Origin of the sequence: Desulfurivibrio alkaliphilus AHT 2 (assembly GCF_000092205.1) — a bacterium.
Classification (GTDB): domain Bacteria; phylum Desulfobacterota; class Desulfobulbia; order Desulfobulbales; family Desulfurivibrionaceae; genus Desulfurivibrio; species Desulfurivibrio alkaliphilus.
This window is the reverse complement of record NC_014216.1, coordinates 2,310,530-2,325,278: the sequence shown is the minus strand read 5'-3', so window position 1 is coordinate 2,325,278 and position 14,749 is coordinate 2,310,530. Positions and strand designations below refer to the sequence as shown.

Genomic DNA, 14,749 nt, shown 5'->3' with positions numbered 1-14,749 from the left:
CGGGAGACCGGCAGAAGGGTGCCGGGCATAAAGCTTGTACTGCAAAAGAGCAGGCATCAGGGGAGCCCCCTCGTTGCTTGCCAAGGAACCGAGAGGGCAAGAGCAATGGTAAAAAGAAATCCTCTGGGCAAAGGGTTGGGGGCCCTGCTGCCATCCCATGATGAAGACGGGAAAAGGCCGTATCTGGTTTGCCCGCTGCAGGCCATTGTGCCCAACCCCCATCAGCCCAGAAAGAAGGTTGACGATGGCGCCCTGGCGCAGTTGGCGGAGTCGATCCGCGAAAAAGGGGTGTTGCTGCCCCTGGTGGTGCGCCGGCTGGACGACGAGCGTTACGAAATTATCGCCGGGGAGCGACGCTGGCGGGCGGCTGGGCTGGCAGGCCTGGCCGAAGTGCCGGTGTTAATTAAAGATGTCTCCCCCCAGGATCAACTGGAGTTGGCCCTGGTGGAAAATATTCAGCGCCAGGACCTTAACCCCCTGGAAGAGGCCGAGGCCTATCTCCGCCTGGTCCAGGAGTATGGCTTGACCCAGGAAGAGGTGGCCCGGCGGGTGGGCAAGGAGCGTTCCACCGTGGCCAACGCTCTGCGCATCAATCAACTGCCTGATTTTGCCAAAGACGACCTGGCGGCCGAGCGTATCAGCATGGGGCATGCCCGTGTGCTGCTGGGCTTGCAGGACGAGCAGCAGATGCGGCAGTTGCGGGATGAGATCATCAGCAAAGGGTTGAGTGTCCGCCAGGCGGAAGAGGCGGCACGGCGGCGCAAAAAAAGAAGCAGTGCCGGCGGGGGCAAAAGTAATCGATCGTCCAGCCATGGCCTGCCGGAATCATATTGCCGGGCTCTGGCGGCCGAGTTGGGGCGAAACTACGACACCCGGGTGAAAATTGTGCAAAACGGCAAACGGGGCAAGCTGGAGATAGAATACTACTCGCCGGATGATCTGGAGCGTTTAATCGGCTTGTTGCAACCCGATAGCAAGTAGTAATAACAGCGGCTGAATGGACCTGGCCCGGCTCCGGATGATTGACACCATGCTCCCTGGGCATGGTTGTTGAGCAGTCCGTTGAAAAAGCCTGTGAGCATGGTCTTTTGACTAACGGTTGGCCACAGGTCGCTTTGGGCAACTTTAAGAAATCATTGCAATACTCCTTACGAGGCGCAGAAAAATGCCCGGACAGTTTTTGGCAACAGTGGAGAAAAACGAGTCTCTCGGCCCGGCAATATGCCGGTTGACCATTCTGGCTCCCGAAATAGCGGCGGCAGGGCAACCGGGACAATTTGTCATGCTGCGCTCCGGTAGAGGGCTGGACCCTCTTTTGAGCCGCCCCTTTTCGTTGCACCAGACTTTCCCCCACGGGCGAATTCAAGTCTTGTTCAAGGTACTTGGCGAAGGGACCAGGAAACTGGCGGCCCTGGGCGCCGGTGAACCACTGGGGATAGTGGGGCCGTTGGGGCGGGGTTTTGACCTGGCAGCGCCGCGGGCGGGAGCTCGCCTGGGGCTGATTGGCGGCGGGATGGGCGTGGCCCCGCTGTTCTTCCTGGCCCGCGAAATCCAGCGTCGTTTGCCGGAATTTGGCCTGGATGTTTTACTGGGGGCTCGTGCCAAGCAGGAATTAGAGCAGTTGCTGATCGATTTTGGCCCCCTGAAGATTGAGCCCCGAGTGGCCACCGACGATGGGTCACTGGGGCACCATGGACTGGTGCCGGAGCTGATCGAAAAAGAGTGGGGCAAAGATGGCAAGCTCCGCCAGGTCTTTTGCTGTGGCCCCTGGCCGATGATGGCGGCGGTGGCTCAGCGCTGCCGAGAGCGGGACTGGAGTTGCCAGGTCTCGCTGGAAACCATGATGGCCTGCGGTTTTTCTGCCTGCCTGGGTTGCGCTGTGGCCGGCAGTGGTCAAAGAGAGCGGTATTTTCACGTTTGCAAAGATGGGCCGGTGTTCAACGCCGCAGACATTAGCTGGGAGTAAGGTGACCATGACGGTGGAAACTGACGTTGATCTGCAAGTAGAAATAGCCGGGTGCACCTTCCGCAACCCGGTAATGACCGCCTCTGGTACCTTTGGCTATGGCCGCGAATTCGAGGATTTCGTCAATGTAAGCCGCCTGGGGGCGGTGGTGGTCAAGGGTGTCTCCTTGCTGCCCCGGGCGGGTAATCCGCCGCCCCGGGTGGTGGAAACGCCCTGCGGAATGCTTAACGCCATTGGCCTGGAGAATGTTGGGGTGGAGGCCTTCCTGCATGAAAAGTTGCCGTGGCTGGTTGAGTTGGGAGCCACCGTGGTGGTCAACATTCTCGGCAACACGGTGGATGAATACGCGCAATTGGCCAGGCGCCTGGACGGAATCGAGGGGGTCACTGCCCTGGAGGTCAATATCTCCTGTCCCAACGTCAAAGAAGGCGGTGTGGCCTTTGGCACCGATCCGCTGATGGCCTCTGCCGTCACCGCAGCCGTGCGCCGAGCCAGCAAGCTGCCGTTAATCATCAAACTTTCACCCAATGTTACCGATATCCAACTGATGGCCAGAAGCGTGGCCGAGTCCGGGGCCGATGCCGTTTCCCTGATCAATACCTTGCTGGGCATGGCCATTGATCTGGCCGGTCGTCGCCCCAGACTGGCCAATGTGGTGGGGGGGCTTTCCGGTCCGGCCATCAAGCCGGTGGCCCTGCGGATGGTCTGGCAGGCAGCCCAGGCGGTAAAGATTCCAGTCATTGGCATTGGCGGCATTATGACCGCCGAGGATGCCCTGGAGTTTATCGTTGCGGGAGCACATGCGGTGCAGGTGGGAACGGCCAATTTCGTTAACCCCGGGGCCACGGAAGAAATAGTCGAGGGCATTGCCGCCTACCTGGCCAAACAGGGCTTAAAGTCGATCAATCAATTGCGCAACACCCTGATCACCTGATAATGAGCAGAATAACCCCGCAAATAGACTGGCAAGCCATTGGCACCGTGCTGCTGGATCTGGACGGCACCCTGCTGGATCGCCATTTTGATGATTACTTCTGGCACTGTTATGTGCCGGAAAACTACGCCTTGATCCATAACCTGGACATAGACGAGGCCCGGCGCCGGCTGGTGGCCAAATTTGACCAATTGCAGGGCACCTTGGCCTGGGCGGACCTTGACCACTGGTCTCAGGAACTGGGGATGGATATCCCGGCGCTGAAACGCCGGGTGGACGCGCTGATCGCGGTTCACCCTCATGTTGTCGAGTTTTTGCTGTTTTGTCGGAGGCTAAAAAAGCAGATTTACCTGGTCACCAATGCCCACCACAAAACCCTGGCCATTAAGCTGGGGAAAACCTCTCTGGCTGGCTACTGGGATCAGGTGGTCTGCGCCGAAGAAATAGGACTGGCCAAAGAAGAAACCGATTTCTGGCCCCGGCTTGAGCGCTCGCTTAATTACGACAAAGAGCGCACCATGCTGGTCGACGACACCGAACGGGTCCTGGATGCGGCCAACACCCATGGCCTGGGCCAGCTTATTCATGTCGCCAGGGCCAGCAGTCGGGCCCCCCGGATCTATTCCCGCAAGTACCCCTCCATTATCTACTTCAGTGAACTGATACCCTCCCATCGCCAGGCACAAAATTAGCAGTCGCGAAGGGGTGCAGGTAAAAAGGCAAAGGTATTAAAAGGTCATCCGGATATGGCTGCCGATATGAAAGATCGAATCGGGGCCTTGGCCGCCGGCGGACTGGGGAGTGGCGTCGCTACCGGTGTGCAGGGTGGGAGCGTCGGCGGTGGAAGGGGTTTCATCGATGCTGACATAGCCCAGATGGGCATGATAGACCAGGTTGTCGAGGAGCTTGTATGTTGCTGCGATGTCAATCCCCCAGCGGCGGCTCTGTTCGCTGAGCAGATGACCGGTCTCGCTATCGCTGCTGTTGATTCCGGTTTTGGCCAGCCCCACGCTACCCCGCAGATTCAGCTGGGGTGAGTGGTTGTAGCCAAGGTAGAGAAAGACGGCATGACCATTGGGGCCACGCTGGTCACGGTTTTGTTCGGTCAACGGACCCAAGGGGGTAAAGATATAGGAGGGCAGGGCGGTGGCCCCGTGTGGACGGTGCAAAGCAGGGTAGCCGCTCTGATAGGCGTAGAGTACCCCGGTGTTGAGATCGTGATGACGTACTCCAGCTTCCAGGCTTAAAGCCAGGCTCTCATCTCGGGGAACCTCGCTGCTGCGCGGCAGCTCATCCAGGCCGGCCAGACCGGGCAACAGGTAAAGACTGGTGGTGTCCAGGCGAGAGACCCCGTAGTAAGAACCATAGCCAAAATTTGCCAAGGCAGTGATTTGCGTAGGCTGGCCGTCCTGCAGATAAGATGAGGCTAAAAAATCTTCTTCGAGTGCTGTGTCTGCGCGGGCAGTTTGACCAGTGGTAAAAAAACCCAGGCTGAAACGGGTAGGCAGGCTCTGGCGGGGGGGAGCATCCTCTTGCGAGCCGGCAGAGGGCAAAAAGCGGCTCAGCACTGAAGTGCTGAACAGGCCACCACTGCTGTCCGTTGCCGCTTCATCGGCCGATGCCAAGGCGGGCACGGACAGCAAAGCTGCGCCACCCAGAAGGGCTATGCCAAGCTGCCAGGTTTTCATTTCTTTTTTTGTCCAAAAAAGTATACTGCTGATTTTGCGCTACAATTTACAGGTGAGTGCAGGAGACAATTGGTCACCTTTTGTTGATATCAATCTGTTCCGAATATACAGATCTCAGTAGGTTTTATCAAGTAAATACTGCTGTTAGTGCCCAATAAAAAAACACGCAATAACGTTGTTTAATTGTACCAAGCCAGTATGGCAAGGACAACCGTGACGCAAATAAAAAAGATACCTGCCTTAAAGCAAACCGTGGGATCTTCGGGTTCATGATGGTGTTCGGAGCCAGCCATTGTTATTCTCCTGGTCTATGAAGTGTTGCGGTACACACGAATTATCTTTGCTGTTCAGGGTATAGTCGCAAAATCTCGGCCTCCTCAGCCTTCATGATCCCCCGCTCACTGATCAGGGCAGTAATCAGTCGTGCCGGGGTGACGTCGAAACCGGGGTTGGCCGCCGGCGTTGCGGCCGGCGCCACTAAAACCTCTTGGTCCAGCCCCTGGTGGTTAACACCTGTTACGAATTTTACCTCATCACCGGAGCGTTCTTCAATGGGTATTTCTCTTACCCCGTCTCGGCAGTGCCAGTCAAAAGTGGAAGAGGGCAGGGCGACGTAAAAGGGCACGGAATTGTCTTGCGCGGCCAGGGCTTTAAGGTAGGTCCCGATTTTGTTGGCCACATCACCCTGTCGTGTGGTGCGGTCGGTACCGACCAGTACCAGGTCGACCTTTCCGTGCTGCATCAAGTGGCCACCGGCATTATCGGTAATCAGGGTATGGGGTACCCCCTCGCCGGCCAGTTCCCAGGCGGTCAGCCGGGCCCCCTGCAGCCAGGGCCGGGTTTCATCCACCCAGACATGGACCGGAATGCCGGCCTGGTGGGCGGCATAAATGGGGGCGGTGGCAGAGCCATAATCGACAAAGGCCAGCCAACCGGCGTTACAATGGGTTAGAATATTGACCGGTTGGCCACCCTTGCGCCGACTGATGGCGGCGATTAACTCCCGCCCGTGCTCGCCGATCATGCGGCAGGCGGCGGCGTCTTCATCGGCAATGGCCTGGGCGGTTGCTTTGGCCGCTGCCTGTTTGGCAGCTAACGTTTCCAGTGGCAGCAAAGTTGCCAGTTGCCGCTCCACGGCCCAGGCCAAGTTGCTGGCGGTGGGGCGGGTGGCCTTAAGAGCGGCGGCGGCCTGTTGCAGAAACTGGTTGCAGTCATCCCCGCAAGCGGCCAGGGTAGCGCTGTACATGGCAAAGCCGGCGGTGGCCCCGATCAGGCCGGCGCCGCGGACATGCATCTCCTTGATGGCCCGGCAGAAATCATCAACCGTGCGCAAGTCCTCCAGCACCAGCGCATGGGGTAACCGGCGCTGATCGATAATCCTGACCAAACCAGGATCATCATTGTCCAGCCAGATGGTACGATAGTGACGGCCGTTGATTTTCATGTGGTCTATCCTTTGGCGTTAATATCCCGCTGGGAAAAAAAGGGCTGGTGGCAACGGTATGGCTATTCACGGACCCGGGCCAGGGTGAACACGTCCACCCTGGCGGCGCCGGCCTGCCGTAACACCTTGGCGCACTCATTAACCGTGGCGCCGGTGGTAAAAACATCATCCACCAGCAACAGTGAACGTTTTCTGACCATGGCCGGCTGCGGCGCCACAAAGGCGCCTTTAAGGTTCCGCCGCCGCTGGCTGCCGGTCATCCCGGTCTGGGGCTGGGTCATACGTTCACGGCTAAGCAGGTCAAAGCGGATTTTGCCCTGTTGTGCGGTAAAAATCGACCGGGCCAGCAGCAAGGCCTGGTTGAACCCCCGTTGACGCAGGCGCTTTAAGTGCAGCGGGACCGGCACAATAAAGTCATAACCGGACGCCGCAATGGCCGCCGATCGGGTTGCATCCAAGGCCGGGGAGTGGAGGGCCAGCGCGGCCAGCGAGCTTAGGGCAGCGAGATCGCCCTGGTATTTACAAGCCTGAATCGCGGCGGCCACCGGGTCCCGGTAAACCACCGCCGCGCGGGCCCGCTGGAAAAGAGGGGGCTTTTGCAGACAAGGTCCGCAAAGATGATCTTCCCCGGCGCCGGCCGGCCAGGGGCGGCCGCAAGCGGGGCAAAGCGGCGAGTTCAGCCACTGAAATTGTTGTCGGCAGGGCGGGCAGAAAAGTGGCAGTCGCGAGGCCGGCAGTGGGGCTCGGCAACCCAGGCAGCTGGACGGAAAGAGAATGTCCTGGCAGGCTGCGAAAACCGCTTGCGCTATGGTCGCCAAGCGAAGTGCCATGGTGGCTGCTCACCCGGTTTTTTGGGCTAGAATCTGCTTAACCAGGTTGCCGTCGGCCTTTTTGCCGAAGTGTTTCATGATCGGCCCCATGGCCTCTATGGGGGATTTAAACTGGCCAAGATCCAGGTTGGCCGCAATCCAGTCTTCTATCTCGGCGGCGCTGGCCGGCTGTGGCAGGTAGGAATAAAGAATTTCCAGATAGGGCGAGCTTTCCCGCCCCTGCAGCTCCAGAGTGGTTTTTTCCGATTTTACCAGGCCGCTGATAATCCCCTGGATATCATCGTTGCTAATCTCCTCGTCGCTTTTCAGGCGGGTGCTCTTTTTCCCAGACTCAAGGGTGATGGGCACGGTAAGTTTGGGAAACTCGCTGATAATCTGGCGGATGGTGTTTTTGCGCTGCTCATCATGGGCCCGCATGGCCTGTTTAAGGTCGTTTTTCAGTTTAACCAGCAGGAAGGTTTCCAGCTCTTCGTTCCAGCCGTAGGTATAGCTTTCTGCATTCATGGTTGTTGGTTCCTTTCAGGCTAATGCCGCAGGCCAAGCCCTGCAACTTGCCGCTAATTGACTGTAATTGGAAGCCATCGTCAAGCAAAAAGGGGGTTGGCCACCGGCCTGGCAAACGGGGCGGATCAAACGTGGAACCGGTCGCTTAGCAGGCTGCTGAGATTGATCCGTTGGCCGGAGACAATCTGGTCCGGATTGCTCAGGTTGTTGGTGGCGGCCAGGTGCTGCACCTGCCGGTACAACTCCTGCGGGGAGAAATCGACTCCCCGCCGATGCAGTTCCCGGGCGGCGATGGTGGACAGCGTGTCGCCGGGCTGCACGGTATACTCACCGGTTTCCGGGTCCGGGTCGCCGGGTCGGGTCCCGTCGGCCAGCAGCGGTCCCCGTTCAATGTCGTCACGGCTCAGCAGCGCCAGGGGATTGACCGGTTGGCGGTCCTGGTGAATTTCCAGGTGCAGATGCGGTCCGTTGGCCAGGCCGGTGGCCCCTGAGCGGGCGATGGTCTGCCCGGCCTGGATCTGTTGGCCCGGCTCAACCAGAACCCGTGAGAGATGGGCATAGCGAGAGGTAAGGCCGTCGCCGTGGTCAATATCCACGGTCAGGCCGTAATTGCCGTTTTCGCCGGCGGCAATTACCCTCCCTGCGGCCACGGGCTTAATGGGAGTACCATGGGGCAGCACAATATCCACCCCGTCATGATGCTGTTCCTGGCCGGTGACCGGGTGCAGCCGGATGCCGAAGGAAGAGCTGATCCGCCCCATGGCCGGGGGCTGCAACTCGCTACTGGTGCCCTGCTGTTGTACGGCGCTGGGAGTAGCAATGGCCGGCAACCGGTTGCTGGCCGCAAATTGCGGAATGCTGGCCACGTCCAACTTTTGCCCGGGAAAAATCCGGTCGGGATTAGTCAAATTATTGTCGGAGGCCACCAGGTTGACCAGCCGGTAAAGTTCCCCCCGGGAATGGGCGACGCTGTTTTGCCGCAGCTTGCCGGCGACAATACCCGACAGGGTATCGCCGGGACGGACGGTATAAGGCCGTGGTTCCGGGGTATCCGGCCAAACCGGCGTCGTTGCGTCGGGCCTTGGCAAGCCCTGACCGGCCTGGTCAGGGCGGAAGGGAGTGCCGGCCGCCGGCGGTTGCCTGAGACCGGCCGCCATCATTTCGGCAAAATCCGTCTTGCCCACCGGGTCGGTAGCCGTGTGGGGCCGGGAAATACCAGGTTTTGCAGGATAAGATGAAAAAATAGTGGTCAGATCCATGCTCAAATTCCTTTGTTCATATTTTTGACGATTTATCCATGGCCGGCAGGGACCGATTGGCTGCCCACAGGGTTAATGCAGGTTGCATGCCAATTTTCAGGAAGCCGTCGCTGGCGGTTTTTACGGCCCTCCGCGCCCGGCAGCATGCTGCTTCCATCTTAGTAACTGATCACGAGTGCACGGGGTAGCACGCACCTCTTTACCTTATATTCGCTTGAATTATTGAGGGGGTTGGGCATACTTGGAAGAAGCAGGGCACCGGTAGCCGTGGGCTATCGGTAAAATGGCAATCACGTTGGCGTAATTGATTATTAAGCGGTGGTGCGAGATGCAAACAGGGTGGTGTTTTTTGGGGCGTTGCGGATTCTGGCTGGCCGTGCTGGTGTTGATGGTTGCAGGCCCGGGAGCGGCCGGGGCGGCTGATGCCGGGGAAGAGCCGACCCCGGTCTATCGCGGTTATGGCGGCCAGGGGGTGGTCAGCGGATCTTTGCATGTGCTGGAAATCGGCGCCGCCCTGTTTTTAATCGATGTCGGTACTTTTTTCGGGGGGGATGGCGATAACTACCCCTGGCCGGAAGAAGTGGCGGTGGAGGCCGTGCAGGCGGTATTCATCAGCCACGCTCATGCCGATCACCTGGGGCGGTTGCCCCTGCTGTTGCGGGAAGGCTATCGGGGTCCCATTTACATGACCGGAATAACCTATGAACTGGCCCGGCAAACCCTGCCCGACAACCTGGCTTTTGCCGATTTGGGGCCGGAGCGCTTTTATTATTCCCGGCACAATGCCGGCCGAAGTCGTATTCCCGTTTACCTGGAGGGGTATGATTTCGGTCATCGGACGGTGCAACCGGACAACCGGGTGTATTTTACGGCCAGGCGGGGAGAGTTGTCCGCCAAGGGGTATTATCTGGCCCGACCCCAGCGGGACAAGCTGGCGGCAAAGCTGAAGCAACGGTTGGACCGGCAGGTGGTGGTGGTTGATCCCGGCCGGCCGGTGATGGTGGCGGACTCCGGCTTGCAGGCCGAGTTTCTGCTGACCCCCCATATTCCCGGTTCCGCCATGGTCCGGCTCACCTACGGTGATTACCGCATCCTCTTCAGCGGTGATGTCGGAGCCGGCTCCTCCCCTATGCTGCCCCCCAACCCTGTCTTAACAACGGAAGTGGACTTCCTGTTTTTGGAAGGCACCATGCTTTATGATCGGGCTGATGCCGATTTGGCCCGGCAGCGGCAACAATTTCGGCGGGAGGTGGCGGCCATGATCAACGCCGGCAAACGGGTGGTGATCCCGGCGGCAGTCCTGGATCGCAGCCAGCAGGTGATGTTTGAGTTGAGCCGGGCCATCGACCAGGGCAAGTTGCCACCCCACCAGGTCATCAGGGTTTGCAGCCCCGCCGCCAACCGGCTGTTGCGTTTATACGACGATTTTGCCCGTCGTTATCGCCTTGAGCTCGCCGACCCGGCGACGGGCAGGCAAAACTATGGCCGCTATTTCGCCCCGGCCCTGGCTCGGGCCGATTTTTTACCCCCGGGCTACAAAGATGAGTGCGTTGGCCATGAGCCGGACAACCCGCTGGGCCTGCAACCGGGTGAAATCGGCATCATGGCCTCAAGCATGGCTGATTACTCGGCAGCCCGCCAGGCACTGCTCGATTACCTGGAAGATCCGGACACCGTTTTTTATTTTGTCGGTTATCAGGCGCCGAACAGCCTTGGCGGCCACCTCACCGCCGGCGACCGTCCGCCGGAGAGCCTGGCCATCGGCGCGCAGCGGCGCCTGGTAAGGGCTGCCATTCACCAGACCGGCGCCTTTGCCGGCCATGCCGATCCGGCGGCGATGCTGACCATCTTTGCCGAAACCGCGCCGCAAAAGGTTTTCCTGGTCCACCTGGAGGGGGAAAAGGGCCGGCACCTGGCGCAACGGTATCGCCGGGAGTTGCAAACCAGGGTATTGTTGCCGGAACCGCAGAAACGTTACCGGCTTGTCCTGCCGGCGGCACCGTAACCCTACAGTTGCAAAAGCCAGCCCCGTTTTATAACGGACTGACAAGATAACCCCTACCGACGCCCGGGTGGGCGAAGGAGAGCGTAAAATGCGACACGGCTTGATCAACCATGGCGGCTGGCTCTTTGACCGGTTGGAAGAAGGCTGGGAAAGCGCTGCCGGGCGCCGGCGCAGCGCCTTTTTTCTGGTGATCTTTTTTGTCGGTTCGGTGTTGCTCATCGAGGGCAATCGCCAGGGCTGGCTGCCCGCCCAGTTGGCTGCGGTGGTTCCCAGCAATCACCTGGTGGCCATTGAGTGGGCCTTTACGCTGCTGTTGATCCTGGAAGTGGTGGGGTTGACCCTGGCGTTGTCCAAGTCGGTTTCCATTTCGGTGGGCAAGCAGTTGGAAATCCTGTCGCTGATTTTGCTACGAAACACCTTCAAGGAAATCAGTCATTTAGATGAACCGCTGCTGTGGGAGCAGGTGGAACCCGTCCTGGTACCCATGGTTTCGTCGGCCCTGGGGGCCTTGATGATCTTTGTGGTGCTGGGTTTTTATTATCGGGTACACAGCACTTATCCCAGCGGCGGTGACCGCATTGTGGACAAAACGAGGTTTATTCTTACCAAAAAGAACATCGCCCTGCTGTTGCTGGCCGGCTTTGTGGTGATCGTGCTGCATGATATCGGGGAATATTTTCTCCATGGCAACCCGGAAAGTATTTTCGAGAAATTCTATACCCTGCTGGTTTTCAGCGATGTGCTGCTGGTGTTGATCTCCCTGCGATACAGCCGCGGTTACCTGGTGGCCTTTCGCAACTCCGGGTTTGCGGTGGTGACGGTGCTGCTGCGGCTGGCCCTGATTGCCCCGCCTATGATCGGTGCCATGCTGGGCGGCGGCACCGCCCTGTTTGCCCTGGCCATCATCTATGCCTATACGGTCTTCAGCGCTGGGCCGCCGGGGCTGGAGCAGCCCAGAATCAAGGGGCCGTGACCGCGGCCAGCAGGTCGGCCAGGGTGTTGATTTCGTCGGCAGGCAGGCCCAGGAAGCGAGCCGCCCGGCGATAAACGGCCGCCGGGGAGGTGCCGGCGGCGCGCATGGCGGCCAGGGAAAGGGCCTGGTCGGATTTGGCCAGTTTTCGTCCCTGCCGGTCGGTCAACAGGGGGTGGTGAAGGAATTCGGCGCCAAGAAAGGCGGCACCGGCCGGTCCCAACTGCTCGGCCAGGAAGACCTGGGCGGCGGTGGAGGGCAGCAGGTCCAGGCCGCGGACGATGAGGTTGATTTCATCGTCCAGGTCGTCCAGCAGGCTGGCCAGCTGGTAGGCCGGCAGGTTGTCCCGCCGCCAGAGAATAAAGTCGCCCATCTCGGTGGCCAGCAATACCGGGGGCAAGCTGGGCGTTTCCCGAAGAAGGGTCTTCGGTGCCTGCTCGCCGGAAGTTGGCCAGGCGGCTGCAAAAGGCCAGGCCGCTTCCTGGGAGGCGGGATCAAAGACCCACCGGTGGGGCACCCTGATGCGCACCGTGTGCGGCTCCACCGGGGCCTGGAAACGGGACCGGCAGGTGCCGGGGTAAAGGTGGTCGGCACTGATTTTTTTGATCTGTCGCCGGGTGCAGTGGCAAAAAAACAGCACCTGCTGCGCCTGCAGGGCGTTCAGTCCTGCCCGGTACCGTTCCAGGCGCTGGAGCTGAGAGTAGCGGGCGGTGAACTCATCGGGGCCGGCGGGTCCCAGGTCCCAGTCCAACCCCAGCCATTCAAGTTGCCGGAAGATATCTTCGATGTACTCGGGCCGGCTGCGGCCGGCATCGGCATCGTCGATTCGCAGCTTGAGCCGCCCATCAGCCCGGCGTACCAGCAGCCAGGTAAGAATGAAATTGACGGCGTTGCCCAGGTGGAGATAACCGCTGGGCGTGGGAGCGAGCCGGGAACGGAGCATGGCGGGTGTCTTCGATTTCTTGCTGCTTCTTAACTTATCCGGTAAGATAGCCGGCATGAACGACGAACTGACTATTCCGCCGGAGTTGGCGGCCAGCATCCGGGATCTTTACCGCCGCATGCAGGAGGCCTATGACGTGGTGGCCCGGCAGCTTGATTTTTCCTGCCAAGGCTGCCCGGATAACTGCTGCAACTCTTACTTTCTCCACCATACCAGGCTGGAGTGGGCCTGGTTATGGGAAGGCCTGCGGGCTCTGCCCGCCGAGCAGTTGGCTGCAGTGCAACGGCGGGCCGAAGCGTACCGGCAGCAGGAGCAGGCGGCGCTGGCCGCCGGCCGCCGGCCGGAAATCATGTGCCCCTTGAATGAAGAGGGCCGCTGCATACTCTATGATCATCGCCTGATGATCTGCCGCCTGCACGGGGTGCCCTCCAGCCTGACTTTCCCCGATGGCCGGCGGCAGCAGTTCCCCGGCTGTTTTCGTTGCCAGGAGCTGGTTGCCGGTCGTGACAAGGTGCCCACCGTGGAACGGGCCTCCCTGCTCCGGGAACTGGCGCAACTGGAACAGGACTTGGGGGCCGCCCACGGCTTGCCTGCCCTGGCCCGGGCCCGGGTGAAAAAAAGTATTGCCGAGATGATCTGTCAAGGACCACCCCGGCGCCCCTGAACGCTTAGATCACCTTATTTTTCCCTTAGCATTTCGGCAATCTGGAAGGCCAGTTCCAGGCTCTGCTCGGCGTTGAGCCGGGGGTCGCACATGGTCTGGTAGTTGCGGCTCAGCTGCTGGTCCATGATCTCCCGGCCGCCGCCCACGCACTCGGTGACATCGGCCCCAGTCATTTCAAAATGCACCCCGCCCGGCACCGTTCCCTCCTGCCAGTGAATCTCGAAAAAGGCCCGGATTTCCTCCAGGATATTGATGAAATTGCGGGTTTTCAGCCCGGTGGAGGAGGTGTAGGTGTTGCCGTGCATGGGGTCGCAACTCCAGACCAGGTTGAACCCCTCTTTTTTCAGGGCTTGCACCAGCGGGGTGAGCCCTTCGGCGATTTTTTTGATCCCGAAGCGGGTAATCAGGGTCAGCTTGCCCGGTTCATTATCCGGGTTTAAGGTGCTCACCAGCCGTTTAACATCGTCAATGTCGTGGCTGGGGCCGATTTTGACCCCAATGGGGTTGTGGACCCCGCGGAAAAATTCCACATGGGCGCCGTCCACCTGGCGGGTGCGCTCGCCGATCCACAGCATGTGGGCGGAGCAGTCGTACCAGTCGCCGGTGGTGGAATCTTGGCGGGTCAGGGCCTCCTCGTAACCCAGCAGCAGGGCCTCGTGGGAGGTGAAAAAACTGGCCTGGGTGAGTTGCGGCATGTTGGTGTCCAGCCCCACCACCCGCATGAAGTTGATGGCCTGCTCGATGTGGGAGGCCAGCCGTTCGTACATCTGGCCCTGGGGAGAGTTTTTAACAAATTCGTTGTTCCAGGCATGAACCCGGTCCAGGGCCGCGTAGCCGCCCCGGGTGAAGGCCCGCAGGATATTCATGGTGGCGCAGGAGAGGAAATAACCCTTGACCATCCGCTGCGGGTCGGGGCGCCGGGCCTCGGGGTTGGGCTCGCTGCTGTTGACCATGTCGCCGCGGTAGCTGGGCAGTTCCACTCCGTCGACCATCTCGGTGTCGGCGGAACGGGGCTTGGCGTACTGGCCGGCCATGCGTCCCACCTTGACCACCGGCTTGCCGCCGGCATAACCCAAAATCACCGTCATCTGCAGGATAACCTTAAGCAGCTCCCGCACCGCCGGGGCGGTGCAGTAAGAAAAACTCTCGGCGCAGTCGCCTCCCTGGAGCAAAAAGGCCTCGCCTCGGGCAACCTTGGCCAGTTGCTGTTTAAGATCCCGGATTTCACCGGCAAAAACCAGAGGCGGCAGCTCGGAAATGGTGGCCAGGGCGCTTTGCAACTCCTGCCCGTCGGGCCAGTTGGGCTGTTGCAGGGCCTTGAAACTGTGCCAGCTATCTTTGCTCCAGTTGCTACGTTCACTCATGGTAAAACTCCATTTATTTTTGGTATCAATCCTTCACTTTCATGCAGCTAAAAACAGGTGGTAAATGTTCACCAGGGGTTCTAACCTGCCGGTATAATGGGCCGTAAGCGTTCAGCAGTGCCGCATCTTCGGGCGATCAGCCAGGCGCAGCGTACATCAGTACGTAAGCCTGGCTGAT

Annotated in this window: 14 protein-coding genes; 7 read left to right on the top strand and 7 right to left on the bottom strand. The window is 59.8% G+C overall.

The genetic code is table 11. The features are described 5' to 3' along the window. The first annotated feature begins 105 nt into the window (after positions 1-105). The 4 genes from DAAHT2_RS10190 to DAAHT2_RS10175 all read left to right on the top strand — a co-directional run bounded on the left by DAAHT2_RS10190 (position 106) and on the right by DAAHT2_RS10175 (position 3,592). A complete protein-coding gene (locus tag DAAHT2_RS10190) occupies positions 106-981 on the top strand; it encodes a ParB/RepB/Spo0J family partition protein (protein ID WP_013164208.1) in 876 nt (291 codons plus the stop codon). 184 nt (positions 982-1,165) lie between these two features. Further along, positions 1,166-1,966, top strand: a complete 801-nt coding sequence (locus DAAHT2_RS10185; RefSeq protein WP_013164207.1) for a dihydroorotate dehydrogenase electron transfer subunit — start codon at positions 1,166-1,168, stop codon at positions 1,964-1,966. A gap of 7 nt (positions 1,967-1,973) precedes the next feature. Continuing rightward, complete coding sequence (locus DAAHT2_RS10180) at positions 1,974-2,900, top strand: dihydroorotate dehydrogenase (RefSeq protein ID WP_013164206.1); 927 nt, start codon at positions 1,974-1,976, stop codon at positions 2,898-2,900. Positions 2,901-2,902: 2 nt separating this feature from the next. Next, a complete protein-coding gene (locus DAAHT2_RS10175) occupies positions 2,903-3,592 on the top strand; it encodes an HAD family hydrolase (protein ID WP_013164205.1) in 690 nt (229 codons plus the stop codon). A gap of 36 nt (positions 3,593-3,628) precedes the next feature. Here DAAHT2_RS10175 and DAAHT2_RS10170 read toward each other — a convergent pair whose 3' ends face one another. From DAAHT2_RS10170 to DAAHT2_RS13975, 5 genes are all read right to left on the bottom strand, one after another. After that, positions 3,629-4,282, bottom strand: coding sequence for a hypothetical protein (locus DAAHT2_RS10170; RefSeq protein ID WP_157861464.1), 654 nt, complete (start codon positions 4,280-4,282; stop codon positions 3,629-3,631). Positions 4,283-4,922: 640 nt separating this feature from the next. After that, complete coding sequence (gene mtnA / locus DAAHT2_RS10165; RefSeq protein WP_013164202.1) at positions 4,923-6,032, bottom strand: S-methyl-5-thioribose-1-phosphate isomerase; 1,110 nt, start codon at positions 6,030-6,032, stop codon at positions 4,923-4,925. Between the two features lie 62 nt (positions 6,033-6,094). Next, positions 6,095-6,862 (bottom strand): ComF family protein, encoded by a 768-nt coding sequence (locus tag DAAHT2_RS10160; RefSeq protein ID WP_013164201.1) that lies wholly within the window; start codon positions 6,860-6,862, stop codon positions 6,095-6,097. Positions 6,863-6,871: 9 nt separating this feature from the next. Continuing rightward, on the bottom strand, positions 6,872-7,366 hold the full coding sequence (locus DAAHT2_RS10155; RefSeq protein ID WP_013164200.1) for a GatB/YqeY domain-containing protein: 495 nt from the start codon (positions 7,364-7,366) through the stop codon (positions 6,872-6,874). Positions 7,367-7,491: 125 nt separating this feature from the next. Next, complete coding sequence (locus tag DAAHT2_RS13975; RefSeq protein ID WP_013164199.1) at positions 7,492-8,625, bottom strand: peptidoglycan DD-metalloendopeptidase family protein; 1,134 nt, start codon at positions 8,623-8,625, stop codon at positions 7,492-7,494. A 328-nt stretch (positions 8,626-8,953) separates the two neighbouring features. Here DAAHT2_RS13975 and DAAHT2_RS10145 point away from each other — a divergent pair, with 328 nt between their 5' ends. Next, a complete protein-coding gene (locus tag DAAHT2_RS10145; protein WP_013164198.1) occupies positions 8,954-10,630 on the top strand; it encodes an MBL fold metallo-hydrolase in 1,677 nt (558 codons plus the stop codon). An 88-nt stretch (positions 10,631-10,718) separates the two neighbouring features. Next, on the top strand, positions 10,719-11,603 hold the full coding sequence (locus tag DAAHT2_RS10140) for a hypothetical protein (RefSeq protein ID WP_013164197.1): 885 nt from the start codon (positions 10,719-10,721) through the stop codon (positions 11,601-11,603). Here the strand turns inward: DAAHT2_RS10140 and DAAHT2_RS10135 are convergent. Beyond that, on the bottom strand, positions 11,590-12,543 hold the full coding sequence (locus tag DAAHT2_RS10135) for a tRNA glutamyl-Q synthetase (protein WP_013164196.1): 954 nt from the start codon (positions 12,541-12,543) through the stop codon (positions 11,590-11,592). The two genes, DAAHT2_RS10140 and DAAHT2_RS10135, sit on opposite strands and share 14 nt — an antisense overlap. A gap of 55 nt (positions 12,544-12,598) precedes the next feature. Here DAAHT2_RS10135 and DAAHT2_RS10130 point away from each other — a divergent pair, with 55 nt between their 5' ends. Next, positions 12,599-13,207 (top strand): hypothetical protein, encoded by a 609-nt coding sequence (locus DAAHT2_RS10130; protein WP_013164195.1) that lies wholly within the window; start codon positions 12,599-12,601, stop codon positions 13,205-13,207. A gap of 14 nt (positions 13,208-13,221) precedes the next feature. On the opposite strand, the gene DAAHT2_RS10125 is transcribed toward DAAHT2_RS10130, so the two are convergent. After that, a complete protein-coding gene (locus tag DAAHT2_RS10125) occupies positions 13,222-14,571 on the bottom strand; it encodes a class II 3-deoxy-7-phosphoheptulonate synthase (RefSeq protein ID WP_013164194.1) in 1,350 nt (449 codons plus the stop codon). Positions 14,572-14,749: the final 178 nt, after the last annotated feature.

Bases quoted from the DNA above. Each gene is read 5' to 3' on its own strand.
- DAAHT2_RS13975 (WP_013164199.1), bottom strand. From the start codon at position 8,625: ATGGATCTGACCACTATTTTTTCATCTTATCCTGCAAAACCTGGTATT.
- DAAHT2_RS10160 (WP_013164201.1), bottom strand. From the start codon at position 6,862: ATGGCACTTCGCTTGGCGACCATAGCGCAAGCGGTTTTCGCAGCCTGC.
- DAAHT2_RS10185 (WP_013164207.1), top strand. From the start codon at position 1,166: ATGCCCGGACAGTTTTTGGCAACAGTGGAGAAAAACGAGTCTCTCGGC.
- DAAHT2_RS10175 (WP_013164205.1), top strand. From the start codon at position 2,903: ATGAGCAGAATAACCCCGCAAATAGACTGGCAAGCCATTGGCACCGTG.
- DAAHT2_RS10140 (WP_013164197.1), top strand. From the start codon at position 10,719: ATGCGACACGGCTTGATCAACCATGGCGGCTGGCTCTTTGACCGGTTG.
- DAAHT2_RS10155 (WP_013164200.1), bottom strand. From the start codon at position 7,366: ATGAATGCAGAAAGCTATACCTACGGCTGGAACGAAGAGCTGGAAACC.
- DAAHT2_RS10125 (WP_013164194.1), bottom strand. From the start codon at position 14,571: ATGAGTGAACGTAGCAACTGGAGCAAAGATAGCTGGCACAGTTTCAAG.
- DAAHT2_RS10180 (WP_013164206.1), top strand. From the start codon at position 1,974: ATGACGGTGGAAACTGACGTTGATCTGCAAGTAGAAATAGCCGGGTGC.
- DAAHT2_RS10145 (WP_013164198.1), top strand. From the start codon at position 8,954: ATGCAAACAGGGTGGTGTTTTTTGGGGCGTTGCGGATTCTGGCTGGCC.
- mtnA (WP_013164202.1), bottom strand. From the start codon at position 6,032: ATGAAAATCAACGGCCGTCACTATCGTACCATCTGGCTGGACAATGAT.
- DAAHT2_RS10130 (WP_013164195.1), top strand. From the start codon at position 12,599: ATGAACGACGAACTGACTATTCCGCCGGAGTTGGCGGCCAGCATCCGG.
- DAAHT2_RS10190 (WP_013164208.1), top strand. From the start codon at position 106: ATGGTAAAAAGAAATCCTCTGGGCAAAGGGTTGGGGGCCCTGCTGCCA.
- DAAHT2_RS10135 (WP_013164196.1), bottom strand. From the start codon at position 12,543: ATGCTCCGTTCCCGGCTCGCTCCCACGCCCAGCGGTTATCTCCACCTG.